Source organism: Roseateles sp. NT4 (assembly GCF_051857475.1).
GTDB lineage: Bacteria > Pseudomonadota > Gammaproteobacteria > Burkholderiales > Burkholderiaceae_C > Pelomonas.
This window is the reverse complement of the sequence record NZ_JBPZGZ010000004.1, coordinates 429,267-456,137: the sequence shown is the minus strand read 5'-3', so window position 1 is coordinate 456,137 and position 26,871 is coordinate 429,267. Positions and strand designations below refer to the sequence as shown.

Here is a 26,871-nt window from a genome sequence, read left to right as displayed (position 1 = left end):
TTGGACGTGCGCCTCTATGCTGGGCCGCAACAGAACGACGGAGACACCATGAGCCGACTCTCCCTGCTCGACCTCGCCTTCTTCATCGCCGAGAGCGAGGCCAGTCCCAAGCATGTGGCGGGCCTGCATATCCACCAGATTCCCAAAGGGGTGAAAGGTGGCGGCGCCAATTTCGCCAAGCAGCTCTATGAGGAGTTCCTGACCCACACCGACGTGCAGCCGCCCTTCGATGCCGTCATCAACTTCGTCTCGCCGACGCTGATGCCGAGCTGGAGCCAGGCCGAGTCGGTCGACCTGTCACAGCATGTCTTCTTCCACAAGATGAAGGCCGGCCACAACGACCGCGAGGCCTTGTACGCCCTGGTGTCGGAGCTGCACGAGCCGGTGCTGGACCGCAGCCGCCCGCTGTGGGAGGTGCATGTCATCGCCGGGCTCTGGGACAAGCAGTTCGCCATCTACTACAAGATGCACCATGCCGTGGCCGACGGCATCACGATGACCCGCTGGGGCGTCGAGTCCCTGCGCACCACGCCCGACGACGACACCGTCACGCCGGTCTGGACTTTCGACCACACCCGGCGCAGCGGTGGCCTCAAGGGCAAGAAGCGCCTGGACCAGGCCGTCGCCGGCACGGTGTGGAAGCAGCTGACCGCCAACAGCAAGCGCGCCGTCGGCATTGGGCGGCTCACCGCCATGCTGGCCCTGGAAGCCGTCAAGCTGACCAAGAACGCCATCGCCCTGCCCTTCATGGCCAGCGGCAACACGCCCTTCACCGGCAATGCCACGCCAGGCCGCCAGTTCGCCACCGCCGCCGTGCCCATGGCCCGCATCGACGCCATCCGCAAGGTGTCGCGCGCCACGCTCAACCATGTCGCCCTGACCTGCCTGGACGGCGCCATGCACCGCTACCTGGCGGATGAAGGCGTCGAACTGGACCGGCCCATCACCATCCAGATGCCGGTCAACCTGCGCCGCGAAGGCGAGAAGAGCGGCGGCAACAAGATCGGCATCATCCTGGTCGACCTGTCGCCGCCCACGGACGACGCCTACGTGCGCCTGCGCAATGTCGGCTACTCGTTGCGCAATGTGCGGGCCATGATCGACGCGGTGGCGCCCGAGGCCGTCGAGACCTACACCATCCTGACCGGCCTGCTCGGCCAGATCGCCGGCATGTTCAAGCTGGCCGACCTCGTCACGCCCATGGGCAATACGCTGGTGTCCAACGTGCCGGGGCCGGCGGAACGCCTCTACCTGAAAGGCGCGCCGCTGCTGGAGATGCACCCGGTGTCGACGCTGCCGGCCACGCATCTGCTCAACATCACGCTGTTCAGCTACGCCGGCACGCTGTACTTCGGCCTCATCGCGACCGACGCCCTGCCCAATCTGGGCCGGCTGGCGACCTACGTCGAGGAAGAGATCGCGACGCTTGAAAAGGCCGTCGGGCTTTAGGGTCTGTTGGCGCCATGGCAGCGGGTCGCGTTGTGGCCAGAAAGGCCGCAGACACGACAGCAGACCGCAAGCTGGGTGTCGACCCAGCGAGGCTGAGCCCGGACACGGGCAGGCCCAAAGGCCTGACCGTGCCTGGCGAAGGGCCAAGCCTATGGCTTGGCGCGGCCTGCAAGGCCTGCAACACAGCATGCGGCCTTTCTGGCCTCAACCCTTCGGGAAGGCCCGCCGCAAGGGGCCACTCGTTGTTGCAGCCCTGGCCCGCACGCGAGTGCGGGCGGCGCGCTGCGTCTAGATTGGCCCCTTGCGGCGGGCCTGCGCGACCCATTGCCGTAGCGTTAACAGGCCCTGCTCCTACAGCGCACGCCGGTGCATGCCGCGAGACTGCGCGCATGCGCTGGCTTGAACAGATCCGACCGCTGGGACGCGTGCTGCAGCTGACCTTCGACGGCTTCCTCGCCGACCGCGGCCCCCGCATGGGCGCCGCCCTCGCCTACTACACGCTGTTCTCGCTCGCGCCGCTGCTGCTGATCGTCGTGTCGGTGGCCGGCCTGGTCTGGGGCGGTGAGGCGGTACGCGGCGAACTTTTCGACCAGCTGGCCGAACTGCTCGGCCCCTCGACGGGATCGACCGTGGAAAGCATGCTGAAGACGGTCTCCTGGCCGGCCGGCGGCTGGCTCAGCACCGTCGTCGGCCTGGGCCTGATGCTGGTCGGCGCGACGACCATGTTCGCCGAGCTGCAGGACGCGCTGGACACCATCTGGCGCGTGCCCGCCCGGCCGGTGCAGGGCTGGCTGAACTGGCTGCGCGCGCGGCTGCTGAGCTTCGGCCTGATCTTCGGTCTGAGCTTTCTGCTGCTGGTGTCGCTGCTGCTGGACGCCATGATGTCGGCCGCCCAGACCTGGTGGCAGCCCTGGTTCGGCGACTGGCTGCGCATCGCGGCCGTGGCCAACACCGTCTTCAGCCAGGGTCTGGTGGTGGCCGTCTTCGCGCTGATCTTCAAGTGGATGCCGCGCGTGCACGTTGCGTGGCGCGACGTGCTGCTGGGCGCCTTCGTCACGGCCGGCCTGTTCGCTCTGGGCCGCTTTGGCATCGGCGCCTATCTGCAGCGCAGCGGCGTCGTATCGGGCTTTGGGGCGGCGGCCTCGGTCGTGGCCTTGCTGGTGTGGGTGTATTTCTCGGCCCAGATCCTGCTCGTCGGCGCCGAATTCACCTGGGCCTACGCAAGAGTGTTGGGTTCGCGACGGGAATCGGAGGAGGCTGGGGCAAACTTGCGCCCCGACGCCACCTCCTCACCCCCGACGCGATGACGACCACGACGACCGACGACGGCCTCAAGCTCAACTTGCGCCACTGGCCCGCGCCGGCGGCTTCGCGAGGACAGGTCCTGATCTGCCATGGCCTGGGCGAGTACATCGAGCGCTATGCCCATGTGGCCGCCGCGCTGAACGCGGCCGGCTGGGATGTGCATGGCTGGGACCACCGCGGCCATGGCCACAGCGAGGGCCGCAAGGGCGACATCCCCGACCACGACGCGCTGCTGCGCGACACGGCCCGCGTCATCGACGCCGTGCGCCAGCCCGGCAAGCGCTTCGTGCTGCTGGGCCACAGCATGGGTGGCCTGATCGCCGCGCGCTTTGCCGCGGAGGCGCTGACGAGCAAGCCCGCCGCCTGGAGCCGGCCTCTGGACGGCCTGGTGCTGTCATCGCCCGCCCTGGACCCCGGCCTGTCGGGCTTCCAGAAGCTGCTGCTGGCCGTGGCCAGTTCCCTCTTCCCGGGCCTGGCCGTCGGCAACGGTCTCAAGCCGGAGTGGATCAGCCGCGACCCGGCCGTCGTGAAGGCCTATGCGACCGATCCTCTGGTCCACGACCGCATCACGGCACGGCTGACGAACTTCATCGTCGATGGCGGCGCCCGCGCCATCGGCGACGCGCCGCGCTGGAAGTTGCAGACGCTGCTGATGTGGGCCGGCGCCGACCGCTGCGTGGCCCCGCGTGGCAGCGAGGCCTTTGCGGCCGCCGCACCGGCCAATGTCGTCGCGACCCAACCCTGGTCCGGCCTCTTCCACGAGATCTTCAACGAGCCCGAGAAGGCTCAGGTGCTGAAGACACTTACCGATTGGCTGAACCGGTGATCGTGTCGAGCCGGTCGACGACCAGCTCCAGCCTCAGCAAGGGGTTGTCCATCGTCATCAGCCGCTGACGCGCCTCGACCGGCATGGGCAGCAGCTCGGCCCAGCGGTTGGCCAGCCAGCCGGCGTCTTCCCATTCATAGGGCGGCTGCACCGGCAGGTCCTCCAGCGCGGCTCGCGTCGTCCAGCCGGCCACCAGGTCCTGCAACTGCCGCGCCGCGGGGCGCAGGTCGTCGGGCACCGGCACGGCCTGGTCGTCAGGCAACATTTCCAGCCGACCGACCCAAAGGCCATGGCTGAGACAGCGCGAGCCCAGCACCCGAAAGCGCTGCCTGCCTTTCGTGCGGATCTGGATGAGGCCGGCCTGGACCTGCTCGAAATGCTCGACATGCGCCAAGGTACCGATGTCGTGGAAGGCCTCGGTCTGGAAGCCCTCTCCTTCGCGGCGGCGTACTTCTTCGCCCGAGGTCAGGGCGACGATGCCGAAGGGCTCACCACGGGCATGGCAGCGCTGCACCATGTCCAGATAGCGCGGCTCGAAGATGCGCAGCGACAGATGTCCGCCGGGAAAGAACACCGAGCGTAGCGGGAACAGCGGCGTCTCGGTGGTATCCATTTCAGCGACCCATTGCGTATTCGCGGCCGTGGTGCACCGCCGCGGGCCGAGCGCCGGGCCGCTCCCTAGCCGGCCCGCTCTGGTGATGTGCTTGCGGCTCGACGCCGCAAGCATCACCGTCCCCTCGGGGGACCGGCCAAGGTATTCCTTGGACGAGGGGCTTCATCAGCGAGTCTTTTCGGCGATGCGTTGCCGCAAGATGGGCAAGATGGCTTGCGCGGCTTCGCGGCCGGCCTGCACCGCCCGGCGCCGCGCCGTGAAGTCGGCACTGCCCACATTGTCGAGCTTGGGCCGGATGACGACGTCGGCGTCCCTCAGCTCGAACATGTTGATGCTGCGGCCCATGATGGAGAAGGTCTGCATCAGCATGCGGAAGGCGTCGCCAGGCGGGTCCTTCTCGGGCGGCGACGTGATGTCCACCGCGACGACGAGGGTGGCGCCCATCTCCTTGGCAAAGCGCACCGGCACCGGCGACACCAGGCCGCCGTCGACGAACTCGCGCTGGCCGATGCGCACCGGCTGGAAGACGGCAGGCACGGCGCTCGACGCACGCACGGCCGTGCCGGTGTCGCCGCTGCGGAACAGGATGGACGAACCATCGGACAGGTCGGTCGCGACGATGCCCAGCGGCAGGCTCATCTGCTCGATGTTCTTGCCGCCGGTCTTGTCGCGGATGAAGCGCGCCAGCGCCTCGCCGCGGATCAGCCCGCGCAGCGGGAAGGACCAGTCGGTGATGGCGCCCTCGTCCATGGTGTCGGACAGTGTCTGCATCTCCTTGCCGTTCTTGCCCGAGGCGTAGAGGGCCGCGACCAGGCTGCCCGCCGACGTACCGGCGACGAGGTCGACCTTGATGCCGTTCTCCTCGAACACCTGGATGACGCCGATATGCGCAAAGCCGCGCGCGGCGCCACCGCCCAGGGCCAGGCCGATGCGCGGAGGCTTGGGTGCCGGCTTGATGACGGGCGGCTGCGGATCGGGCTGCACCGGCGGCGGCACCGGAGGCTGGGTCGGTTGGCTCGGCAGCACCGAGCAACCAGCCAGAACGGCAACCATGGCGGCAAGTCCGGCGCGACGAAGAAGAACAGGAGTCATGTCAAAAACGGAGAAACGCGCCGCACGATACCCGAGGGCAGGCCCCCGGCCTCAGCCGAGCTTGTAGCTTTGCAGATGGATGGAGGTCTCGGTGCCGGCGATGCCCTTGATGAGGCGCACCCGCTCCAGCACGTCGGCCAGCTCCTGCAGGCTGGAGCTGCGGATCTCGGCCAGCAGGTCCCAGCGGCCATTGGTGTCGAACAGACCGGTGATGCCGGGTTCGCCCAGCAGGATAGACACCACCTCGCGGGTGCGATTGCCCTCCACCGTGATGCTCATCCAGGCCGTGATCTCGTCGGGCACCGAGTCGGGCCGCAGACGCACGGTGTAGCCGGTGATGACGCCGCTGTCCTCCAGCCGCGCGATGCGGTTGGTGACGGTGCCGCGTGACACCTTGAGCTTGGCCGCCAGCAAGGCGACGCTGGCCCGCGCATCGGTGCGCAGCAGGGCGAGGAGTTGCTGGTCGAGAGCGTCCATTTTGAGCAAATTGGCAATTTCCACTGCCATTTTGCCAAATTGGCATGCATTACTGATCAGGAGTTGCGCTTCTGTTTGGCACGCCGCCTCGGAAGAATCGCTTCAACAACTCCCGGAGACCCTCGTGACCACCGTCCTCACCACCCAAGACGTCGCCCGAATCGTGCAGCGCGTCGGACTTCCCGATTTACTTCGCCGCCTCGTCGTCAACCTCGAATCCGACTACCTGCGGTGGGCCGAATTCGACAAAACGCCCCGCGTCGCCGCCCATTCGGCCGACGGCGTCATCGAGCTGATGCCCATCGCCGACGCCAGCCTCTACAGCTTCAAATACGTCAACGGCCACCCCAAAAACCATCGCTTCGGTCTGCCGACCGTGATGGCTTTCGGTGTGCTCGCCGACGTGGCGACCGGCTCGCCCGCCCTGCTCTCCGAGCTGACCCTGACCACCGCCATGCGCACCGCCGCCACCTCCGTCATGGTGGCCAAGCGCCTGGCCCGCCCCGACAGCCGCGTGATGGCCCTGATCGGCAACGGTGCCCAGAGCGAGTTCCAGGCCCTGGCCTTCCACCACTTGCTCGGCATCCGCGAGCTGCGCCTCTACGACATCGACCCCGCCGCCACAGCCAAGCTGGTGCGCCATCTGCAGGCCACGCCGGGCCTGACGCTGACCGTCTGCGCCTCCATCGCCGAGGCCGTCAAGGGTGCCGACATCGTCACCACCGTCACCGCCGACAAGACCAACGCCACCATCCTGACGCCGGATCTGATCGAGCCCGGCATGCACATCAACGGCGTCGGCGGCGACTGCCCCGGCAAGACCGAGCTGCATCGCGGCGTGCTCGAGATGGCCCGCGTCATCTGCGAGTTCGAGCCGCAGTCGCGCATCGAGGGCGACATGCAGCAGATGCCGGCCGACTTCCCGGTCACCGAGTTCTGGCGCGTGCTGGCCGGCGAAGCCGCGGGCCGCGAAAGCGATGCCCAGGTCACCGTGTTCGATTCGGTGGGCTTCGCGCTGGAGGACTTCTCCGCGCTGCGCCTGCTGCACGAGCTGGCCCGCCAGCTGGGCCTGGGCGCGCCGCTGGACCTGATCCCCAGCATGGCCGATCCCAAGGACCTGTTCGGCGAGCTGCGCCTCAGCGGCCAGCTGCAGGCCGCCTGAATCAGGGCAGATAGGCCTCGACGTCCGCCACGTCGATGAGCGGCTCTGCCATGAAGCGCCGCGCATAGGCCAGGCAGACGCCGGAACGCAGGAAAAGCGTGAACAGGTCGGGGTCGAGATGGCCCTCGCCCACCATGCGCCGCATGATGGACAGGGCCTCCGACAGACGCTTGCCGGGCTTGTAGGGCCGGTCGTCGGCCGTCAGCGCCTCGAAGACGTCGGCCACGGCCATCATGCGGGCCTGCGGGCTCATCTGCTCGCCGATCAGTCCGCGCGGGTAGCCCTTGCCGTCCATGCGCTCGTGGTGGCCGCCGGCGATCTCGGGCACATCCTGCAGATGCTTGGGGAAAGGCAGCTCGTGCAGCATCTTCAGCGTCTGCACGATGTGGTCGTTGATCTTGTAGCGCTCCTCGTCCGTCAGCGTGCCGCGCGCGATCGCCAGGTTGTGCAGCTCGCCGCGGTGATAGAGGTACTCGGGCTGTCTGAGCTTGAAGCCCCAGCGGTTGTCATCACCCAGCTGGTCGTCAGCCGGCCGCGACAGGATGTGCTCCGGCCGGTCCTGCAGCAGGCGCTCCGTGGCCGGCAGCGGCGGCCGCGGCTTGGGTTGGCGGCGCAGCTCGTCGATGGACAGGCCCAGGCTGTCGTCCAAGGTGCGCGACCAGCGCTTCTCGCCGATGCTGCGCAACCGGGCGACAGCCGCGGCATCGAGGGTCTCACCGCCCACATTTGCTGGCCGCGACAAAGGCGTAGTCGGCGTCCAGCTCGGCCTGCGGCCCTGACGCCGCGGCGCGGGCCCGCTGCACGCCTACCTCGCCCAGCTCGGCCTCCAGCTTATCGATCAGCACATCGCGCTTGAGCACCTCGAAGCGGGTGCGGATCTCGTGCACACGGTTGTAGAGGGTCTCGAGCTTGGTGGCCTTGTCGACGACGTATTCCGGCGTCGTGACCTTGCCGCAATCGTGCAGCCAGGCCGCGATGTGCAGGGCCTCCCACTGGTCGGCATCCATCGTGAAGCCGGCATACGGGCCATCCTTCGCCTCGCAGGCGGCCTGGGCCAGCATCTTGGTCAGCTCGGGCACGCGCTGGCAGTGACCACCGGTGTAGGGGCTTTTGGCGTCGATGGCGCCGGCGACGAGCTGGATGAAGCTCTCCAGCAATTCCTTGCGGGCGCGCAGCAGCAACTGGTTGTCGATGGCCACGGCGGCCGTGCCCGACAACGCGCTGACAAAGGCCACGCGGGCCGTGCCCAGCGGCTCGAAAGGCCGCTCTGCCGCGCGCGGGAAGGTCAGCGTCAGCGTGCCGATGGTCTCGTGCTGGCTGTTCTTCAGCGGCATGGACAGCAGCCGCATGTGAGAGGCTCCCAGGCCCGCGAACAGCCGCTCGTAGGCGGCCAGATGGACCGGGTCGTCCCAGCTCAGGTCGACTTCAACCGGCCCGTTGGCGCGCAGGGCATGCACAGGCGCGGCGACGCTGTCGGCGGCGTCGACCTGCCAGGTCAGGCCGCGACGCGACGAGGTCTCGCCACCGATGCGCGAGGCCGCCGGCTCCAGCGTCAGGCCGTCGGCCGACAGCAGGTGGATGGAGCCGCCGCTGGCGCCAGCCACGGCGATGGTCTCGCGCAGGATGAGGTCGAGCAGGGTGTCGAAATCACGCTCGGCGCTCAGTGCATCGCTGATGTCCAGAAAGCGCCGCAGCGAATGCTTCATGGCCGTCATCGCGATGGCCAGGCGGTCGACCTCGCGGATCAGGCTGCGCTGGGGGTCGGGGCCATCGAACTCGAAACGTTCGATGGCCTCGGCCTGGCGGGCCAGGTGGCGCAGCGGCCGCGACACGCGGTCGGCCAGCAGATGCACCAGAGGCAGCAGCAGCAGCATCAAGGCCAGCGAGATGTAGAAGCTGTGGCGGCGGCTCTCGAGCTGGAAGGCCTGCAACTCGTCGCGCGGCGCGGACATCAGCAGCACCAAGGGCGCGCCGGCGTCGACGGCGCCCTGCAGCGGCAGCGCATGGCTGACCCACTCACGGCCTTCAATGGGCTGCACAGGCGCGAGATGACCCGCCTCATCGCGACGCTGCCACAGCTCGCGCATCAGCGGGGAGGCGGCCTCGACCACGCGCGGCAGGCCTGGTGCATCCTTCAGAGCCGCGCCTTTCTCGCGCCGGGCTTCAGCCAGCATCTCGCCGCCCTGGGTCGCGATCAGCAGCTCGGCCGAGCGGCTGATCTGGGGCTTGCTCAGCATGTCGCTCAAGGCCTTGAGGCTGACGTCGGCGCCGACGATGGCGCCGCCATGGGCCTGGGCGAGGGTGACGCCGGGCTCGCCCGTCGTGAAGAAGCGGTAGGGCGCCGATTGCACCAGCCTGCCCTCGCCGGCCTGGCTGGCCAATGCGAACCAGGGCCGGGTGCGCGGATCGAAGTCGTACTCCGGGCGATCGCGCTGCTGCAGCTCGCGCAGATTCGCGTCATAGAAGCGATAGCTGCCCCGCGGGGCTGAGCCACCGTCGCGGTTCACGCTCTGCAGCCCGAAGGCGGCCTCGGCCGGCGCGTCCATGCGCTTGCGCGTGGCTGCGTCGCCCAGGCGGCGCAGCAGCACGAAGGAACCACCGGTCGTGCCCGCGTAGACGGCTGAGACCGAGGCATTGACGCGCAGGGCCGCGGCCATCTGCGGCAGGGCCGCCAGGCGCTCGGCCTCACTGCCGGCCCGGCCCAGGGCGCCGGTGGCCAGCAAGGCCACGCTGACACGCGCCGGCCTCAGCTCGGTCTCGACGGCCGCCGCCGCCTCGCGGCCGATGCGCTTGGCCGCCGCGCCGGCCTGCTGAAGCATCAGCGCGTCGCTGCGCGAGCGCTCGTGCAGCAGCAGCACGCCGTACACCAGCGCCACCAGGCCCACCATCAGAAAGCTCAGCGTGATGTAAAGCGTCTTGGGCTTGATGTGCGGCATGAGACCCGAATGGCAGCGGCGTTGCACCAGTATCCCCGTCCCGCGAGGAACTTGCCTGTCGTTACGCCGCGGTCTGGCCACGGCGAACCTCTCCGTCGCCCCAGGGTGTCCAAGTCCTACAGGTGCGGGCTTGCGAGGCACAGAGGATGAGCGCAGCGACGACCGCGTCGCGTATCGCCGCAGCGGCCTCACCCGGCCATTGCGCTCCGATGGATGAAGTTCGAATGAAAGCAGTACCCATGAGAAAGATCGCCCTCAGTCTTGCCGCCCTCGCCCTGGCCGCCGGTGCCCAGGCCCAGTCCAACCGCTCCGGCAGCAATGCCGAACACAACTACGGCCTCGCGTCGATCGGCCAAGGACATCTGAACGTCGACTGCACCGGCGTGCAGAGCTGCGATCGCAACGCCGCCGGCGGCAAGATCATGTTCGGCCACGCCTACGGCAATGGCTTTGCCATCGAAGGCGGCTATACCAATTTCGGCAAATTCCACGCGTCGCAAGGCGCCGTCGGCTTGACCGGCAGGCCGGAAGCGCTGTCCGTGAGCGGCGCCTACACGGCCAACCTCAGTCCGGACGTGGGCCTGGTCGGCCGCCTGGGTGTGGCCCGCGTGCGCACCAAGGCCAATGCCGAAGTCGGCGTGCTGACAGGCTCGACCCGCGACAGCACGACGCAGCCCATCGCCGGCCTGGCCGTCAACTATGCGCTGACGCCGAATGCCCGCGTGGAACTGGGCGTGGACGCAACGCGCGCAGAGCTGCAAGGCGAACGCACCAACGTTCGCATGGTTTCCGTGGGTGCCCGCATGGCGTTCTGACGCCTGAAAGCGCTATCCAATAACGGGCTTTTTCACTTGAGCCTGATTCCCAGGACAGCCGACCCGAAGCAGCACGCACAGCACCGTTAGCATGCGTGCCGCCTCGAGGAGGCAGGCGGGCCGGCCACACGCCGGCCCGCCCTTGCAATACAGGGAATCTCTCATGAAGAAATATGCCTTCGTGGTCGCCGCGTTGTTCGGCGCTGCTACCGCTCAAGCCGCTGAACCCAACCCAAGCGCGTTCTACATTGGCGCCGCTGCGGGTTCGACTCATTTGAACGTCGACTGCACCGGCACCACGATCTGCGACAGCAGCGATAACGGCCGCAAGCTGATGGGCGGCTACAGCTTCGGCAATGGCTTCAGCCTCGAGGGCAGCTACATCAACTTCGGCAAGGCCCACGTTGGCAACGCCGCCAGCTCCATCAGACTCAAGCCCTCGGCCTTCGTGCTGGGTGGCGCCTATTCGCTGCCCCTGGCCAGCGACTGGGGCATGGTCGTTCGCCTCGGCGTCGCACAGGTGAAGGTCCGGGCCGACCTGATCGACGGCCCGCAACAGGGCTCCGCGTCCGAGAGCGAGACCCAGCTGGTTGCCGGCGTCGCCGTGAGCTATGCCGTCAGCAACCGTATCAAGCTCGAGCTGGGCGTGGATTCCACCAAAGCGCATTTCGAGGGACAGACGGGCAACGTGCGCCTGATCTCGCTCGGCGCGACCTTCGCGTTCTGATTCCCGAGCCAAGGCCTCACGATGAACACAAAGCATGTCATCGCACTGGCCGCGATGGTCAGCGCCGCGTCCGCCCAGGCGCAGTTTTACGCTGGCGTCGCCGCCGGCCAGTCGCGCGTGCACAACTGCATAGGTTCGTGTCGCCAGACCGGCGCGAAGCTGACTGGCGGCTACAGTTTCGGCAACGGTTTGAGTGTGGAAGCCGGTTACGTCGATTTCGGCAAAAGCGACGACAACGATATTGCTTCTCCAGCCAGCGTTCCCGAAAACTTGGTTTTGGATTACGTCCGATTCCAGGCGAAGGCGCTCACGCTGGGTGCTCGCTATAGCTGGAATCTGGGAGCAGACTGGGGTTTGGACTTCCGTCTTGGCGTGGCGCAGGTGAAGTTCACGAACTCCATTGTGCAAGTGACCCACACTCAGGTCACGAGCGGGTCCGATTCCCAAAGTGTTGCGAAGCCTTATGCCGGCCTGGCCCTGACCTATGCCGTCAGTCCATCGACACGCTTGGAACTGGGCTTCAACACCACGGAGTACCGGTACGACCGCTTCTCGAACAAAGCCAGGCTGAGCTTGGTCACGCTCGGCGCCAGCTACGCGTTCTGATTGCGGAGCGGGTCATCCACCAAGGCCGCCTCGCGCGGCCTTGGTCGTTTCTACACTGGCGCCATGAACTACGCCCCGCTGATCAAGGAAATGGGCCGCGGCGCCCGGGGAGCGCGCGACCTGAGCCGCGAGCAGGCTGAAGAGCTCTTCGGCGAGATGCTGGACGGCCAGGTGCCGGACATGGAGCTGGGCGCCATGCTGATCGCACTGCGTGTGAAGGGCGAAAGCGCTGATGAGGTGGCCGGCTTCTTGGCCGCCATGCAGGCGCGCACGACCTCGCTGACCGCACCCGCTGGCCCGCGCACCGTGCTGCTGCCCAGCTTCAACGGCGCCCGCAAGCAGGCCAATCTGATGCCCCTGGTGGCCCTGCTGCTGGCTCGAGAAGGCGTGCCGGTGCTGATCTTCGGCCGGCACGACTTCGACAGCCGCCACAGCCCCTTCCAGCTGCTGGACGCCCTGGGCCTGCCCGCCAGCACTTCGCTGGCCGACGCCGAGACGCGGCTGGCAAGCGACAGACTCGCCGTCCTGCCTTTGCAGATGCTCAACCCTGGGTTGAACAGCCTGATGGCCCTGCGCCCCCGCCTGGGCCTGCGCAACAGCTCCCACAGCCTGGCCAAGCTGCTCGACCCCTTCCCCGCCGGTCGCGGCGTTCGCGTCGTCGCCGTGACCCATCCGGAATACCTGGACAGCATGGGTGCCGCCCTGCCCGGCCTGACGACGGGTGGCGGCCGGGCCCTGCTGATGCGCGCCAGCGAGGGCGAGGCCTATGCCCATCTGCGCCGCAAGGCCCATCTGATCGGCTTCCAGGGCGGCCAGACCGCGCCGCTGCACCCGGCCGACACGGCCGACCTGGACTGGCCGCTGTCGCCCGCCTGTGAGCCGGCAGAGAACGCCGCCCTCATCCGCGCTATGCTGAAGGGCACCGAAATGGTGCCAATACGGATCGCTGAACAGGTCGCCGCCCTGAAGGTTTTGGCCACAAACTGAGGTTGCTTATTCAGCTTGGGCATATAGCCCCAAGAAGAATGTAGTTCTGCGGCACTGCAACATTCCCTAGAGTCGCGCCCTCGGGTGGCATGGGGCTAGCCCTGGAGCGCATGTGCTGGACGGAATTGCGATTGCGAGCGGATTGGGCGTCGGCCTCATCGTCGGGATTACCGGCGTGGGCGGCGGCTCGCTGATGACGCCGCTGCTGCTGTCCGTCTTCAAGCTGAATCCGGCGGTCGCCATCGGTACCGACCTGTGGTTCGCGTCCCTGACCAAGATGAGCGGCTCGGTGGCGCACGCGCGCCACGGCCATGTCAACTGGGCCATCGTGCGCCGCATGCTGATGGGCTCCATCCCGGCCTCCATCGCCACCATCGCGCTGATGCACCTGACCGGCATCACCAAGGGCTGGGCCTCGGCGCTGACCTTTTCTCTGGGCATCGCCCTGCTGCTGACGGCCGTCGTCGTCGCCTTCAAGCAGAGCTGGCAGCCCCTGGGCCTGAAGCTGGAACGCTGGATTCCCGAGTCGCGCAAGCCGACGCTGATGGTGGCCCTGGGCCTGCTGCTGGGCGTGCTGGTGTCGCTGTCCTCCATCGGCGCCGGCGCCATCGGTGCGACGCTGATCCTGCTGATCTACCCGCGCATGAAGGCCCGCGACATCGTGGGCACCGACATTGCCCACGCGGTGCCATTGACGCTGGTGGCTGGCATCGGCCACGCCAGCCTCGGCAACGTGAACTGGGAATTGCTCGTTTCCCTGCTCATTGGCTCTTTACCCGGCATCTGGCTGGGCGCCCAATTGACCCGCCGCCTGCCCGACGGCGTTGTCCGCAGCCTGCTCTGCGTTTCTCTTCTGATGGCCGGCTGGAAGGTCATCCACTGATATGTACAAGTACACCGACTTCGATCGCCGCTTCGTCCACGCCCGCGCCGCGCAATACCGCGACCAGCTCGAGCGCCACTACGCTGGCCAGCTCAGCACCGACGACTTCCGCGCGCTGCGCCTGCAGAACGGCTGGTACATCCAGCGTCACGCCCCCATGCTGCGCGTGGCCGTGCCCTATGGCGAGCTGTCAGCCCGCCAGCTGCGCCAGCTGGCGCGCATCGCCCGCGAGTACGACCGCCAGCCCGACGGCCCCTTTGCCGGCCAGGGCGGCTATGGCCACTTCACGACGCGCCAGAACCTGCAATACAACTGGATCCCGCTGAAAGACAGCGCCACCGTCATGGAGCTGCTGGCCGAGGTCGACATGCACGGCATCCAGACCAGCGGCAACTGCATCCGCAACATCACCAGCGACGCCTTTGTCGGCATCGCGCCGGATGAAGTCGTCGACGCGCGCCCCTACGCCGAGATCCTGCGCCAGTGGAGCACGCTGCACCCCGAGTTCGCCCACCTGCCGCGCAAGTTCAAGATCGCCGTCAGCGGCGCTGCCGAAGACCGCGCGGCCATCGGCTGGCATGACATCGGCCTGCAGCTGAAGAAGAACGCGGCCGGCGAGGTCGGCTTCCAGGTCTTCGTCGGCGGTGGCATGGGCCGCACGCCCATTCCCGGCACCGAGATCAACGCCTTCGTGCCGTGGGCGCAGATCCTCGTCTACATCGAGGCCATCGTGCGTTGCTACAACCTCGCCGGCCGCCGCGACAACCTCTACAAGGCCCGCATCAAGATCCTCGTCAAGGCCGAGGGCCAGAAGTTCTTCGACGCCGTCAACGAGGAGTTCGCCCGCATCCTGGCCGACGACCCGGCCGGCCACGAGCAGATCATTCCCCAGGCCGAGTTGGACCGCGTGGCGGCCTGCTTTGTCGACCCCGAAGGCGTGACGCCCATCGCCGAGCCCACGCTCGACACCAGCGACCCCGCTTTCGCCCGCTGGCTCAAGCGCAATGTCGACGGCCACCGCGTTGCCGGCTACCGCGCTGTCACGCTGAGCCTGAAGCGCGTCGGTATCGCCCCCGGCGACACGACGGCCGACGTGATGGACACCGCCGCCGCCCTGGCCGAGCAGTTCAGCCATGGCGAGTTGCGCGTGTCGCACCGCCAGAACCTGGTGCTGCCCTGGGTCAAGGCGGCCGACCTGCCCGAACTCTTCCAGGCTGCCCGCGCCGCCGGCTTCGCCACGCCCAACGCCCGCCTGCTGACCGACCAGATCGCCTGCCCCGGCGGCGACTTCTGCGCCCTGGCCAATGCCCGCTCGCTGCCGCTGGCCGCCACCATTGCCGAGCGCTACCAGGACATCGACGAACTCGAGGACCTGGGCGAACTGGACCTGCACATCAGCGGCTGCATCAACTCCTGCGGCCACCACCACAGCGGCCATATCGGCGTGCTCGGCGTCGACAAGGACGGCACCGAGTGGTACCAGCTGACCCTGGGCGGCGGTGACGGCACGAAGTTGGCCGGCGGCACCGTGGCCGGCAAGGTCATCGGCCCGAGCTTTGCAGCCGACGAGATCGCCGACGCCATCGACGCCGTCATCGACACCTTCAAGCGCGAGCGCTTGAGTGGCGAGCACTTCATCGACGCGGTGAAGCGCCTGGGCCTCGATCCGTTCAAGACCGCGGCCAACGCCGTGCGTGTTTCGACTGCCAAGGCCTGATCCGTATGAAGTTCATCAACGCCACCACCTGCACCTGGCACCACGCCGTTGGCGAGGACGGCCCCAAGCCCGACCCGGATCCGGCGCCGAACCGCCTGCTCACGCTGGAGCAATGGCATGCCGTCAAGGACCACTGGCCGAACGATCTCAAGGTCGGCATCGAGTTCCCCAATGACGTGGACATCCGCGAGCTGGCGCCCGACCTGCACCGCATCGCCCTGGTCGTGCTCGAATTCCCCAAGTGGACCGATGGCCGCGCCTACAGCCAGGCCCACCTGCTGCGCATTCGCATGAAGTTCAAAGGCGCCATCCGCGCCCGCGGCGAAGTGCTGGTGGACATGATGCAGCTGCTGGCCCGCACCGGCTTCGACGAAGTCATCCTGCGCGGCGACCAGTCTCCCGTCTTCGCCCAGAAGGCCCTGGACCTGTTCGAGCCCGTCGGCTTCTACCAAGGCGACGTGGCCGAAACGCGCCCGTGGTTCCTGCGGAGCGCAGCATGAGCGACGAAGTCAGCAGCCTGCCCTGGGCCGCTGCGCCGGCGGTCGGCGGCGCCATCGGCCTCTACGCCAAATGGACAACGGCCCTGGACGCCAAGATCGAGGCCGCCCTGCAGCGCCTGCGTGACGCCAGCATCGAGCATGGCGACGGCCTGGTGCAGAGCAGCAGCCTGGGCGTGGAAGACATGGTCATCACCGACCTGATCGCCCGCACCCAGCTGCCCATCGCCATCTCGACGCTGGACACCGGCAAGCTGCACCCCGAGACGCTGGCCCTGATCCCGCGCATCAAGGAGCGCTATGGCCGCGAGGTCGAGGTCTTCAAGCCTGTGGCCGACGCCGTCATCCAGTTCGTCCGCAAGGAGGGCGAGGAGGCGATGTACAAGAGCATCGAGCTGCGCAAGGCCTGCTGCGGCATCCGCAAGATGGAGCCGCTGGGTCGCATGCTGAAGGGCCGCTCGGCCTGGATCACCGGCCTGCGCCGCGAACAGAGCGGTGCCCGCGGTGACGTGGCCTTTGATGAACACGACGGCAACAACCGCCGCAAGATCAGCCCCATCGCCGACTGGACGTGGGCCGAGGTCTGGGCCTATGTAGAAAAATACGCCGTGCCGTACAACCCGCTGCATGACCAGTTCATGCCCTCGATCGGCTGCGCACCCTGCACGCGCGCCATCGCGGTCGGTGAAGACTTCAGAGCGGGACGCTGGTGGTGGGAAGACTCCACCAAGGAATGCGGACTGCACGCCAAATCATGAATGCTGCTGTGAAACCCGAACAACTCATCGCCGACGTCGACCACGCCCATCTGGATGCGCTGGAAGAGGAAGCCATCTTCATCCTGCGCGAGGTCGCAGCCAGCTTCGAGCGCCCCGCCTTGCTGTTCTCCGGCGGCAAGGACAGCTGCGTCGTGCTGCGCCTGGCCGAGAAGGCCTTCAAAATGAAGAACGCGGCCCACCCGAGCGGCTACTCGGGCCAGCTGCCCTTCCCGCTGGTGCACATCGACACCGGCCACAACTTCCCCGAGGTCATCACCTTCCGTGACCAGCGCGTGGCGGACATGGGCGAGCGTCTCGTCGTCGGCCATCTGGAAGACAGTATGGCCAAGGGCACCATCCGCCTCAGCCACCCGCTTGAAAGCCGCAACGGCCACCAGACCGTGACGCTGCTGGAGACCATCGAAGAGCACAAGTTCGACGCTCTCATCGGCGGCGCCCGCCGCGACGAGGAGAAGGCGCGCGCCAAGGAGCGCATCTTCAGCCACCGCGACAGCTTCGGCCAATGGCAGCCCAAGGAGCAGCGCCCCGAGCTGTGGACGCTGTTCAACACGCGCATCCGCCCGGGCGAGCATTTCCGCTGCTTCCCCATCAGCAACTGGACCGAGCTGGACGTGTGGCTCTACATCGCCCGCGAGAACATCCCGCTGCCGCAGATGTACTACGCCCACGAGCGCCAGGTCATCCGCCGCAAGGGCCTCTTGGTTCCTCTGACCGACGTGACGCCGCCGGAGGAAGGCGAGACCGTCGAGACCGCCACCGTGCGTTTCCGCACTGTCGGCGACATGACCTGCACCTGCCCGGTCGAGAGCCCCGCCGCCAACGCGAGCGAGGTCGTGGCCGAGACGCTGACCGTCACCGTCAGCGAACGCGGCGCCACGCGCATGGACGACCGCACCAGTGAAGCTTCCATGGAGAAGCGCAAGAAGGAAGGGTATTTCTGATGAAGGCGCTGCGATTCCTCACGGCGGGCTCCGTTGACGACGGCAAGTCCACGCTGATCGGCCGCCTGCTGTTCGACGGCCAGGCCATCCTCGCCGACCAGCTCGACACGCTGGAGCGCCGCGCCGCCGGCCGCCCCATCGACCTGAGCCTGCTGACCGACGGCCTGGAGGCCGAGCGCGAACAGGGCATCACCATCGACGTGGCCTACCGCTACTTCGCCACCAAGACGCGCAAGTTCATCATTGCCGACGCCCCCGGCCATGAGCAGTACACCCGCAACATGGTCACGGCCGCCGCTGGCTCTGATGCCGCCGTCGTGCTGGTGGACATCACCAAGCTGGACCTGACGCAGGACGAGGTCGTGCTGCTGCCGCAGACCCGCCGCCACTCTCTGCTGGCCCAGCTGCTGCGCGTGCCTAGCATCGTGTTTGCGATCAACAAGATCGACGCGCTCGACGATGCCGGCGCCGGTTTTGCCAAGGTCAAGGCGGCGCTGGACAAGTTCGCCGCCGCGGCCGGCCTGAACGTGGCCGCCACCGTGCCGGTGAGCGCCCTGCGCGGCGACAACGTCACCCAGCCGCTGGACGCGCCCTGGTGGAACGGCGAGAGCCTGCTGCAGGTGCTGGAGCGCCTGCCCACGCTGAGCGAACGCGCCGACGCACCGCTGAGCCTGCCCGTGCAATACGTACAGAAGGACGCTTACCAGTCCAAGGGCACCGGCGTGCAGCCGCGCGTGCTGTGGGGCCGCATCGCCCATGGCGCCGTGAAGGCCGGGGACACCATCGAGGTGCTGCCGTCCAAGCAGACCGCCGTCGTGTCCGAAGTGCGCCTGGCCGGCGAGACCGTGCCCAGCGCCGAGGCCGGCGACTCGGCCGGTCTGGTGCTGGACCGCCAGCTCGACGTCAGCCGCGGCGACTGGATCGTCACGCCCGGCTCGGCATCGCAGACCAAGACCTTCCCGGCGACCCTGGCCTGGCTGGACACCGAAGCCGCCAAGCCCGGCCGCAAATACTGGGTGCGCCATGGCAACCGCTGGGTGCAGGCCCGCATCTCGGCCATAGCCTCGGTGCTGGACATCAACACCCTGCAACCGCAGGACGCGCACGAGCTGCCCGTCAACACCATCGGCCGCGTGCAGATGGAGGTGCAGCATGAGCTGCCCGTCGAGCCCTTCGTGGACAACCGCGTCGGTGGTGCGCTGATCGTCGTCGACCCCGCCAGCCACCGCACCAGCGGCGCGCTGCTGGTGGACGTGCAAGCCGCCGCGCCGGCGGAAGAGGCCTGGTGATGTCTGCCGCCAAAGTGATCTTCGTCAGCGCCGGCCCCGGCGCCGCCGACCTGATCACGCTGCGCGGCGCACGGGCGCTGTCGGAGGCCGACGTCGTGCTCGCCGATGCGCTGGCCGATCCGGCCTTGCGCGAACTCGCCCCAAATGCCCGCTGGATCTCGGTCGGCAAGCGCGGCTTCGAGCATTCGGCCAAGCAGACCGAGATCAATGCGCTGCTCGTCAAGGCCGCCCGGGAGCACGCTCTTGTCGTGCGCCTCAAGGGTGGCGACGCCAGCGTCTTCGGTCGCCTGGAGGAAGAGCTGATCGCTTTGGCCGAGGCCGGCATTGCCAGCGAAGTCGTCCCCGGCGTCACCGCTGCTCTGGCCGCCGCCGCCCAGGCCCAACGCCCGCTGACCCGCCGCGGCCGTGGTCGCAGCGTCAGCATGACGACGGCCATGACCGAGGCCGGCGAACTGCGCGCCGCCCGCTCGGCCGACACCGAGGTCTTCTACATGGCGGGGCGCCAATTGGCTGCCCTGGGCCGCCAGCTGCTGGCATCGGGCTGGCCCGCTGACACGCCGACGCTGGTCGTCAGCCGCGCCGGCTGCGCCGACGCCATCACCAGCGAGCACGCCTTGGCCGATCTCGCCCACGCCGCGCTGCTGCATCGCGGCCGCCCCACGGTCGTCACGGTGGGGACAGGTGCCAGTCCCGTCGCGGCGCAGGATCAAAACCTGCCCGCCGCTAAAATCATCGTTTCGCCTGAAACATTGCCCATCTAAGGCGCCCCTTACTTCTCAGAGCTGCCCATGACCCACGTCGTCACCGAAGCCTGCATCCGCTGCAAATACACCGACTGCGTCGACGTCTGCCCGGTGGACTGCTTCCGCGAAGGCCCCAACTTCCTGACCATCGACCCCGATGAGTGCATCGATTGCGCCGTGTGCATCCCCGAGTGCCCGGTCAACGCGATCATGCCGGAGGAGGATGTGCCGGGCGATCAGATCCACATGATCAAGATCAACGCCGACCTCGCCAAGGGCTGGCCCAGCATCACCAAGCGCAAGCCCGCCCTGCCGGACGCCGACGAGTGGAAAGACAAGACGGGCAAGCTGCCCGAGCTGATCCGCTGATCGCTTTTCCTTTCCTATGCAGGCAGCCGTAGCGATCAGGCCCGATGCCACCCACACCGACGCCGTCATCGTCGGTGCCGGGCCGGTCGGGCTCTTCCAGGTCTTCGAGCTGGGCCTGCTGGAGATCAAGGCTCACATCATCGACAGCCTGGCCTACCCCGGTGGCCAGTGCATCGAGCTGTATCCCGACAAGCCCATCTACGACATCCCGGCCGTGCCCGTGTGCACCGGCAAGGAGCTGACCGACAACCTGCTCAAGCAGATCGAGCCCTTCGGCGCGACCTTCCACCTGGGCCAGGAAGTCACCGTCGTGCAGAAGCTCGAGGATGGCGGCTTCATCGTCGAGACCAACAAGGGCACGCAGTTCGTCACCAAGACGGTCTTCATCGCCGGCGGCGTCGGCAGCTTCCAGCCGCGCACGCTGAAGGTCGAAGGCGTCGAGCCTTACGAGGCCACCCAGGTCCACTACCGCGTCAAGGCGCCCAACCAGTTTGCCGGCAAGAACCTGCTCATCATCGGCGGCGGCGACTCGGCCCTGGACTGGGCGCTGAACTTCTGTGCCGCCAACCCTGACGGCAACCCGCACAAGGCCGAGAGCGTCATCCTCGTGCACCGCAGGGATGGCTTCCGCGCCGCGCCCGCCAGCGTTGCCAAGATGCATGAGCTTTGCGACGCCCACGAGATGCAGTTCATCGTCGGCCAGACCGTGGGCATCACCGAGGCGGATGGCCAACTCACCGGGCTGAAGATCGCCGGCAACGACGGCATCACGCGTGTGGTGCCCTGCGACCAGGTGCTGGCCTTCTTCGGCCTCAGCCCCAAGCTTGGGCCCATTGCCGAATGGGGCTTGGCCCTGGAGCGCAAGCAGATCGTCGTCGACACCGAGAAGTTCGAGACCAGCGTGCCGGGCATCTTTGCCGTCGGCGACGTGAACACCTATCCGGGCAAGAAGAAGCTCATCCTCTCCGGCTTCCACGAATGCGCGCTGGCCGCTTTCGGCGCGGCGCCCTACGTCTTCCCGGACAAGCGCGTGCACCTGCAGTACACGACGACCAGCCCCAAGCTGCACAAGGTGCTGGGCGTGGAGTCGCCAGTGTTCGACTGAGGCCTGGCTTCCCCAGCAGGCTGGCTAGCGGGGCTCGGACCGCCCATGCTCGCCGTAGCGGATCGAGATGATCTTGCCCTCGCGAATCCGCACCACCGCGACGAGATTTCCCGGCCCGCGGTCGTACAGCCACTCCTCCGTCACCACGCACACCGGTTGAACCTGTTGAACCGGCTGAACCTGCTGATAGGTCGGATAGCCGTATTGCGCAGGAAGCGGCTGCGGGATCCGGGCGCAGTACGAGTCCGAGACCGTGGGCTGCCCGCACGACCGGATCAACCACACCTTGGCATCGCCTTCGTTGATGCTGGTGTCGTTGCATCGCAAGGGGTCGGCGTGAACGGCGCCTCCTTCGCCCAGCAGAGCAGCCAGCGCGCCTGCCTTGAAGCCCAAGCGCAGCGCGTGAATCAGTCCCATAGCTTCCTCCTTCGACGGCCATGCGCCGCTCACATGTCCGGGCAGAACGCCGCAGGGACGTTCACGTTGACAGGCTGAACCACGAGCGCGCCTAGCTTTGAGACGAGGTGGAAGTATCGGCGAGCTCACGCCGCGGCCCGGCCGTTTCGAAACCGCCTGCCCAACCGCTCACGGGCGGCTTTCCTACATCCGCTGCCGTCCAAACCGGGCATGCTCGCTCATCGTCCCTGCCCCACCGCCACCGTCAAGGAGACTGAAATGCGCGTCATGGTGATCGTGAAAGCCACTGCCGATTCCGAAGCGGGCCGCCTGCCCAGCACCGAAGAATTCGCCGCCATGGGCGCGTTCAATGAGGAACTGGTGAAGGCCGGTGTCATGCAAAGCGGCGATGGCTTGAAGCCGACGTCCGCCGGCAAGCGCGTGCGGTTCTCCGGCCCGGACCGCGCCGTCATCGACGGTCCCTTCGGTGCGCCCAACGACCAGATCGCGGGCTTCTGGATCTGGAACGTCACATCGATGGATGCGGCCGTCGACTGGGTCAAGCGCTGCCCCAACCCGATGCCCGGCGACAGCGAGATCGAGATCCGTCCGTTTTATGAGGCGGAAGACTTCGGCGAGACGTTCACGCCCGAATTGCAGGCACAGGAAGACAAGCTGCGCGCCAAGATGGACGCGCAACAGCGCAGCTGAGGCCTGAAACAGGCCCGCGACTAGAATCCACACCGCGCCTGGGCAACCAGGCGTTTCGCTAGGGGTGTTGCGCCTGCCAAGGCGGCGCGCGACTGAGACAGTCCCTTTGAACCTGACTGAGGTAATCCTCGCGCAGGGAAGCACGCTGAACGCCCAGGCCGAATCTTCGTCTCCCGCCCCTGAGCTCTGTCGTTTGCCGACCTGCCATCGCTTTGCATTCCGATGGCACGACTTCTTTCTCTTTCCTCCATCGCAGCCGCCACGGCGCTGCTGGCGTCGCATCTCGCTTCGGCTCAGTCCCTGCCCCAGGTCAGCGTGACCGGCAAGGCCACCGAGGCCGTGCCCAGCCTGTCGGGCTTCAACGACCCGCCGGCCAAGCTGCCGATGCAGGCCCTGAGTCTGTCGGCCGAGCGCCTGGACGACCTCGGTATCAGCCAGCTCTCGGGCATCACCAAGCTCGATGCTTCCGTCTCCGACGCCTACAACGCCGTGGGCTACTGGTCGCAGCTGAAGATACGCGGCTTCGACCTCGACAACCGCTTCAACCTGCGCCGCGACGGCCTGCCCATCAGCGGCGAGACCGCGCTGTCGCTGGTCAACAAGTCGGGCATCGAGGTGCTCAAGGGCAGCTCGGGCATGCAGGCCGGCACCAGCTCGCCGGCCGGCATCGTCAACTTCGTCGTCAAGCGCCCGCTGGCCGAAGACGGCACGGCGCTGATGCTGGAGGCCATCCAGGGCGGCACGGTGCAGGCCAGCCTCGACCACTCGCAGCGCTTCGGTGCCAACCGCGAGTTCGGCCTGCGCGTCAACGTGGCCGCTGCTCGTCTGGACCCGACGCTGCGCGACAGCAAGGGCCGCTCGCACACGCTGGCCGTCGCCACCGACTGGCGCATCAGCGCTGACACCCTGGTCGAGGCCGAAGTCGAGTTCAACCGCCAGAGCCAGCCCAGCCAGCAGGGCTTCAGCCTGCTCGGCGACCGCCTGCCCGATGCCAAGAGCGTCGACCCCAACCTGAACCTGAACAACCAGCCCTGGAGCCTGCCGGTTGTCTTCAACAACACGCACGCCTCGCTGCGCGTGCAGCAGAAGCTCTCCGGCGACTGGCGCGCCCAAGCCATCCTCGGCATCCAGCGCCTGCGCACCGACGACCGCCTGGCCTATGCCTATGGCTGCAGCGCCGCCAATGGCGACTACTACGCCGACCGCTTCTGCCCCGATGGCAGCTACGACCTCTACGACTTCCGCAGCGAGAACGAGCATCGCGACACGACGGCCCTGGACATCTCCGCGACCGGCCCCGTGCAGCTCGCCGGCATGCGCCATGACCTCACCGTCGGCGGGCTGACGAGCCAGTTCAAGAGCCGCTTCCAGCGCCAGGCCTACAACTACGCCGGCACCGGCAATATCGACGGCAGCGCCGTCACCGCGGCCCAGCCCGACCTGACCGACGAAAACACCAACCGCGACGAGCGCAGCAACGAGCTCTATCTGCGCGACCGCGTGGACCTCGGCGCCGGCACCACCGCCTGGCTGGGCGCTCGCTACACGCGTCTGCACCGCGAGAGCGTGCGCACGGATGGTGGCCGGCGCACCGACTATTCGCAGGGCGTCACCACGCCGTGGATCGCGCTCAGCCACGCCATCGCCAGCGACTGGCTGGTCTATGCGAGCTGGGGCGAGGGCGTTGAAAGTGAAGTCACGCCCAACCGCGCCCGTTACGTCAATGCCGGCCAGGCCCTGCCCGCGCTGAAGAGCCGCCAGACCGAGATCGGCCTGAAGACCGGCACCCAGCGTGTCGAAGGCTCGCTGACGGCCTTCGACATCCGCCGCCCGCTGTGGCGCGACATCGGCAGCTGCGACGTCGACCTGAGCTGCGAACACCGCGCCGACGGCTATGCCCGCCATCGCGGCATCGAGGCCAGCGCCGACCTGAAGTGGAGCGGCGGCGGCCTGTTCGCTAGCGCCATGCGCCTGCAGGCGCGCCGCGAAGGCAGCATCGACGCCAGCCTCAACGGCAAGCTGCCGCCCAATGTGCCCGAGACCACGCTGAAGGCCCATGTGCGCCAGGACCTGCTGCCCGGGCTGCAGGCCCAGCTCGGTGTCCGCTACGAGGGCAGCCGCTTTGCCACGCCCGACAACAGCGTCTCTGTGCCCGCCTGGACGGTGGCCGATGCCGGCCTGCGCTATCTGCAAAACGTGGGCAATCAGAGCTGGATCTGGCGCGCCGGCGTGGACAACCTGACCAACCGCCGCGCTTGGCGCGAGTCGCCCTGGCAGTACGAGCACAGCTACCTCTACCCCCTCGCGCCGCGGACTTTCCGCACGAGTCTCGAGGTCCGACTCTGAGACTCTTGAAAAAACTGCTATAGTCACGGGCTCTGTTCCTCGATAGCTCAGTCGGTAGAGCGCCGGACTGTTAATCCGTAGGTCCCTGGTTCGAGCCCAGGTCGGGGAGCCAACAGAAACCCAAGACGCATGACGCAACCGCTTGTCATGCCGACATAGAACTTTTCCTCGATAGCTCAGTCGGTAGAGCGCCGGACTGTTAATCCGTAGGTCCCTGGTTCGAGCCCAGGTCGGGGAGCCAAATCAAAGCCTCATTCGCGCAAGCGGATGGGGCTTTTTCTTTGCGGCAGCGAGTTCTGAACTGACGATTCGCCCTGAAAGCGAGCTGCTACCCTCTTCGCGGATCACAACAGGCCTCAGATCAGCATGCCCTCCTGGCACCTTGCGAATGCCGACGAACTTGCGGCCCAGTTCCGATACACGTTCTTCAAACCGGCCGCGGAAACCCTCGCGAAGATCGCCGTCGGCGAGAACGTCAAATTGATCTTCCGCTTCCAAAGCGACGATCCCGAGGCCCCCGGGGCCGAACGCATGTGGGTGCTGGTCGATGAGATTGGGCCCGATCACAGCTTCAGAGGGCGGCTCGACAACGACCCGCGGCACATCGCGGATCTCAAGGCGGGCGACTGCATCGAGTTCGCGGCCTGCCACATCATCAATACGGCGCATGAGGAACCGCACAACATCGTCGAGCGCTACATCCAGCGCTGCTTCGTCACCCAGCGCGTTCTTCGCGATGGCGTGCCGGCGGGCTACCTCTATCGGGAAGAGCCGGAGCAGGAAGATGACAGCGGCTGGCGCATCACGGCCAACGAGGAGTCCGACGAGTACATGGATGACCCGGACAACAGCGCCTACGTCTCGCTGGGCGCGGTGCTGAACCAGGATGCTTCATTCATCCACCTGCTCGATTCGCCGGCAGGGTCGGCATTCGTGCGGGATACCGAGACCGGCGCGTTCGTTGCTTGCACCGACTGACCGTCCAACGGAACGCCTGAGCACGCGCCGCCATGCCGGCGAAGCGCTCTGATCCTGCGCCACGCCCTCGCCCCGCCCGAAGCGATAGAGTCCCCACGTCGCGGACCGCCCTCGCAGACGGGAATGGAGCACGCATGATGTCGCGCAAGCATTTCGTGGCCCTGATACTCGCGGGCGGATTGACCGCCGCCCCACTGCTAGCGGCGCAAGGCGTTCCCAGGGGCTTCGTCGAAGTCCACCCGGTCACGCCAGCTGCTACGCCCAATGCCGGCGCGAGCCTGACGCTCGCCTCGACCCGGTTCTTCACCTATGCCTTGCCGGCAGGCTGGCGCCTGGGCGAGGACGGCCAGTTCGCGCTGACGCTGGTGGCGCCGGACAGGCACGCGCTGACCGTGATGGTCGGCAACGCCGGTATGCCCATTCGCTACCCGCCTGGGCAGTACGCCTACGAACGCTTGATGGCGATGCGACCCCAGGGCCTGCAGCTGGGCGCGCCTCGCCAGGTGCGCCCGATCTCTGGCTTCGCGCAGGCCTGGGAGTTCCCCGTGGCCTACATCGCGGGCGGCGTGCCCTGCCGCGGTGTCGCCACCGTGCACATCGCCCCGGCCTACGACTCCGCAGTCTTTGCCATGACGGCAGCCCTGTCCGACGCCCGGCAATGGGAGGGTTACGCCTCCTGGCTGCCGCTGGTCGCGGCCCAGGTGGCCGCCCGCGACGGCGCGGCCTTCGGCATGCGCGGCGTCATGCAGCAGAACCTGCAGAACTCCACCGCCTATGCCCAGGCCGCCAAGGAATATCGCGCCTGGTCGCAAAAGAACTGGCAGGCCGTGACCGATGCGCGGGGAGACTCAAACGACCGCAACAACCGCCAGTTCCGCGAAACGCTGGGCAATGTGCAGACTTACGCCAACCCACACGACCAGCGCACGCCGGTCGAACTGCCCAACACCTACCAGCACTTCTGGGTGAACGAGCAGGGCACCATCCTCGGGACCAACGATCCGGGCATCGACCCGAATGCCGGTTCCACAAGGAACTGGCGGCGGATGTCCAAGCAAGCGCCGTAGCGACAAGCCACCCTGAAAAGCAACGGCAGCAGGGCTCACGCCGATGCTGCCGTCT

The 26,871-nt window shown here is 67.4% G+C and carries 27 protein-coding genes, 2 tRNA genes and 1 riboswitch; of the genes, 23 read left to right on the top strand and 6 right to left on the bottom strand.

Annotated elements, in window-relative coordinates; translation table 11 throughout:
• The first annotated feature begins 48 nt into the window (after positions 1-48).
• The 3 genes from ACS5PN_RS25215 (at position 49) to ACS5PN_RS25205 (ending at position 3,580) form a co-directional block, all read left to right on the top strand.
• The gene (locus ACS5PN_RS25215; RefSeq protein WP_439466776.1) at positions 49-1,449 is read left to right on the top strand and encodes a wax ester/triacylglycerol synthase domain-containing protein; all 1,401 of its coding nucleotides are present in this window, start codon (positions 49-51) and stop codon (positions 1,447-1,449) included.
• Positions 1,450-1,838: 389 nt separating this feature from the next.
• Positions 1,839-2,756: a YihY/virulence factor BrkB family protein gene (locus ACS5PN_RS25210; protein ID WP_439466775.1), complete on the top strand. Its 918-nt coding sequence runs from the start codon at positions 1,839-1,841 to the stop codon at positions 2,754-2,756.
• A complete protein-coding gene (locus ACS5PN_RS25205) occupies positions 2,753-3,580 on the top strand; it encodes an alpha/beta hydrolase (protein ID WP_439466774.1) in 828 nt (275 codons plus the stop codon). The genes ACS5PN_RS25210 and ACS5PN_RS25205 overlap by 4 nt, the downstream gene beginning before the upstream one ends.
• On the opposite strand, the gene ACS5PN_RS25200 is transcribed toward ACS5PN_RS25205, so the two are convergent.
• The 3 genes from ACS5PN_RS25200 to ACS5PN_RS25190 all read right to left on the bottom strand — a co-directional run bounded on the left by ACS5PN_RS25200 (position 3,558) and on the right by ACS5PN_RS25190 (position 5,762).
• On the bottom strand, positions 3,558-4,193 hold the full coding sequence (locus ACS5PN_RS25200) for an LON peptidase substrate-binding domain-containing protein (protein ID WP_439466773.1): 636 nt from the start codon (positions 4,191-4,193) through the stop codon (positions 3,558-3,560). The two genes, ACS5PN_RS25205 and ACS5PN_RS25200, sit on opposite strands and share 23 nt — an antisense overlap.
• A gap of 165 nt (positions 4,194-4,358) precedes the next feature.
• On the bottom strand, positions 4,359-5,246 hold the full coding sequence (locus ACS5PN_RS25195) for a patatin-like phospholipase family protein (RefSeq protein ID WP_439466772.1): 888 nt from the start codon (positions 5,244-5,246) through the stop codon (positions 4,359-4,361).
• 90 nt (positions 5,247-5,336) lie between these two features.
• Positions 5,337-5,762 (bottom strand): Lrp/AsnC family transcriptional regulator, encoded by a 426-nt coding sequence (locus ACS5PN_RS25190; RefSeq protein ID WP_439466771.1) that lies wholly within the window; start codon positions 5,760-5,762, stop codon positions 5,337-5,339.
• A gap of 124 nt (positions 5,763-5,886) precedes the next feature.
• Here ACS5PN_RS25190 and ACS5PN_RS25185 point away from each other — a divergent pair, with 124 nt between their 5' ends.
• Entirely contained in the window at positions 5,887-6,924 is a 1,038-nt protein-coding gene (locus tag ACS5PN_RS25185; protein ID WP_439466770.1) for an ornithine cyclodeaminase, read from the top strand.
• A 1-nt stretch (position 6,925) separates the two neighbouring features.
• Here the strand turns inward: ACS5PN_RS25185 and ACS5PN_RS25180 are convergent, their stop codons facing one another.
• Together ACS5PN_RS25180 and ACS5PN_RS25175 are read right to left on the bottom strand one after the other, a co-directional pair.
• Positions 6,926-7,648: an HD-GYP domain-containing protein gene (locus tag ACS5PN_RS25180; RefSeq protein WP_439466769.1), complete on the bottom strand. Its 723-nt coding sequence runs from the start codon at positions 7,646-7,648 to the stop codon at positions 6,926-6,928.
• Positions 7,638-9,860: a GAF domain-containing protein gene (locus tag ACS5PN_RS25175; RefSeq protein ID WP_439466768.1), complete on the bottom strand. Its 2,223-nt coding sequence runs from the start codon at positions 9,858-9,860 to the stop codon at positions 7,638-7,640. The genes ACS5PN_RS25180 and ACS5PN_RS25175 overlap by 11 nt, the downstream gene beginning before the upstream one ends.
• 239 nt (positions 9,861-10,099) lie before the next feature.
• On the opposite strand from ACS5PN_RS25175, the gene ACS5PN_RS25170 reads away from it, so the two are divergent.
• From ACS5PN_RS25170 to ACS5PN_RS25110, 13 genes are all read left to right on the top strand, one after another.
• On the top strand, positions 10,100-10,675 hold the full coding sequence (locus tag ACS5PN_RS25170) for an outer membrane beta-barrel protein (RefSeq protein ID WP_439466767.1): 576 nt from the start codon (positions 10,100-10,102) through the stop codon (positions 10,673-10,675).
• Positions 10,676-10,766: 91 nt separating this feature from the next.
• Positions 10,767-11,402 carry an outer membrane beta-barrel protein gene (locus ACS5PN_RS25165; RefSeq protein ID WP_439466766.1) on the top strand — a complete coding sequence of 212 codons (636 nt, stop codon included), beginning with the start codon at positions 10,767-10,769 and terminating at the stop codon, positions 11,400-11,402.
• Between the two features lie 21 nt (positions 11,403-11,423).
• Positions 11,424-12,008, top strand: a complete 585-nt coding sequence (locus tag ACS5PN_RS25160; protein ID WP_439466765.1) for an outer membrane beta-barrel protein — start codon at positions 11,424-11,426, stop codon at positions 12,006-12,008.
• Positions 12,009-12,071: 63 nt separating this feature from the next.
• The gene (gene ybiB / locus ACS5PN_RS25155; RefSeq protein WP_439466764.1) at positions 12,072-12,995 is read left to right on the top strand and encodes a DNA-binding protein YbiB; all 924 of its coding nucleotides are present in this window, start codon (positions 12,072-12,074) and stop codon (positions 12,993-12,995) included.
• A gap of 115 nt (positions 12,996-13,110) precedes the next feature.
• Positions 13,111-13,878 carry a sulfite exporter TauE/SafE family protein gene (locus ACS5PN_RS25150; protein ID WP_439466928.1) on the top strand — a complete coding sequence of 256 codons (768 nt, stop codon included), beginning with the start codon at positions 13,111-13,113 and terminating at the stop codon, positions 13,876-13,878.
• 1 nt (position 13,879) lies between these two features.
• Positions 13,880-15,595, top strand: a complete 1,716-nt coding sequence (locus ACS5PN_RS25145) for a nitrite/sulfite reductase (protein WP_439466763.1) — start codon at positions 13,880-13,882, stop codon at positions 15,593-15,595.
• A gap of 5 nt (positions 15,596-15,600) precedes the next feature.
• Positions 15,601-16,095, top strand: coding sequence for a DUF934 domain-containing protein (locus ACS5PN_RS25140; protein ID WP_439466762.1), 495 nt, complete (start codon positions 15,601-15,603; stop codon positions 16,093-16,095).
• A complete protein-coding gene (locus tag ACS5PN_RS25135) occupies positions 16,092-16,850 on the top strand; it encodes a phosphoadenylyl-sulfate reductase (RefSeq protein ID WP_439466761.1) in 759 nt (252 codons plus the stop codon). Before ACS5PN_RS25140 ends, ACS5PN_RS25135 begins: the two co-directional genes overlap by 4 nt.
• A complete protein-coding gene (cysD, locus tag ACS5PN_RS25130; protein WP_439466760.1) occupies positions 16,847-17,812 on the top strand; it encodes a sulfate adenylyltransferase subunit CysD in 966 nt (321 codons plus the stop codon). Before ACS5PN_RS25135 ends, cysD begins: the two co-directional genes overlap by 4 nt.
• Positions 17,812-19,101 carry a sulfate adenylyltransferase subunit 1 gene (locus tag ACS5PN_RS25125; RefSeq protein WP_439466759.1) on the top strand — a complete coding sequence of 430 codons (1,290 nt, stop codon included), beginning with the start codon at positions 17,812-17,814 and terminating at the stop codon, positions 19,099-19,101. The genes cysD and ACS5PN_RS25125 overlap by 1 nt, the downstream gene beginning before the upstream one ends.
• Positions 19,101-19,862 carry a uroporphyrinogen-III C-methyltransferase gene (gene cobA / locus ACS5PN_RS25120; RefSeq protein ID WP_439466758.1) on the top strand — a complete coding sequence of 254 codons (762 nt, stop codon included), beginning with the start codon at positions 19,101-19,103 and terminating at the stop codon, positions 19,860-19,862. The genes ACS5PN_RS25125 and cobA overlap by 1 nt, the downstream gene beginning before the upstream one ends.
• A 27-nt stretch (positions 19,863-19,889) precedes the next feature.
• Positions 19,890-20,213, top strand: a complete 324-nt coding sequence (gene fdxA / locus ACS5PN_RS25115; RefSeq protein WP_310268918.1) for a ferredoxin FdxA — start codon at positions 19,890-19,892, stop codon at positions 20,211-20,213.
• Between the two features lie 16 nt (positions 20,214-20,229).
• The gene (locus tag ACS5PN_RS25110; RefSeq protein ID WP_439466757.1) at positions 20,230-21,318 is read left to right on the top strand and encodes an NAD(P)/FAD-dependent oxidoreductase; all 1,089 of its coding nucleotides are present in this window, start codon (positions 20,230-20,232) and stop codon (positions 21,316-21,318) included.
• Between the two features lie 24 nt (positions 21,319-21,342).
• Here the strand turns inward: ACS5PN_RS25110 and ACS5PN_RS25105 are convergent, their stop codons facing one another.
• Positions 21,343-21,735: a DUF2845 domain-containing protein gene (locus ACS5PN_RS25105; protein ID WP_439466756.1), complete on the bottom strand. Its 393-nt coding sequence runs from the start codon at positions 21,733-21,735 to the stop codon at positions 21,343-21,345.
• 258 nt (positions 21,736-21,993) lie between these two features.
• On the opposite strand from ACS5PN_RS25105, the gene ACS5PN_RS25100 reads away from it, so the two are divergent.
• The 6 genes from ACS5PN_RS25100 to ACS5PN_RS25075 all read left to right on the top strand — a co-directional run bounded on the left by ACS5PN_RS25100 (position 21,994) and on the right by ACS5PN_RS25075 (position 26,816).
• Positions 21,994-22,425 carry a YciI family protein gene (locus tag ACS5PN_RS25100; protein WP_439466755.1) on the top strand — a complete coding sequence of 144 codons (432 nt, stop codon included), beginning with the start codon at positions 21,994-21,996 and terminating at the stop codon, positions 22,423-22,425.
• A 50-nt stretch (positions 22,426-22,475) separates the two neighbouring features.
• A riboswitch (TPP riboswitch) is annotated at positions 22,476-22,581 on the top strand.
• Positions 22,582-22,647: 66 nt separating this feature from the next.
• Positions 22,648-24,771 carry a TonB-dependent siderophore receptor gene (locus ACS5PN_RS25095; RefSeq protein ID WP_439466754.1) on the top strand — a complete coding sequence of 708 codons (2,124 nt, stop codon included), beginning with the start codon at positions 22,648-22,650 and terminating at the stop codon, positions 24,769-24,771.
• 36 nt (positions 24,772-24,807) lie between these two features.
• A tRNA-Asn gene (locus tag ACS5PN_RS25090) sits at positions 24,808-24,883 on the top strand.
• A 53-nt stretch (positions 24,884-24,936) separates the two neighbouring features.
• Positions 24,937-25,012 (top strand) — tRNA-Asn (locus ACS5PN_RS25085).
• A 125-nt stretch (positions 25,013-25,137) separates the two neighbouring features.
• Positions 25,138-25,749 carry an immunity protein Imm33 domain-containing protein gene (locus ACS5PN_RS25080; protein ID WP_439466753.1) on the top strand — a complete coding sequence of 204 codons (612 nt, stop codon included), beginning with the start codon at positions 25,138-25,140 and terminating at the stop codon, positions 25,747-25,749.
• 134 nt (positions 25,750-25,883) lie between these two features.
• Complete coding sequence (locus ACS5PN_RS25075) at positions 25,884-26,816, top strand: hypothetical protein (protein ID WP_439466752.1); 933 nt, start codon at positions 25,884-25,886, stop codon at positions 26,814-26,816.
• The last annotated feature ends 55 nt before the right edge of the window (positions 26,817-26,871 follow it).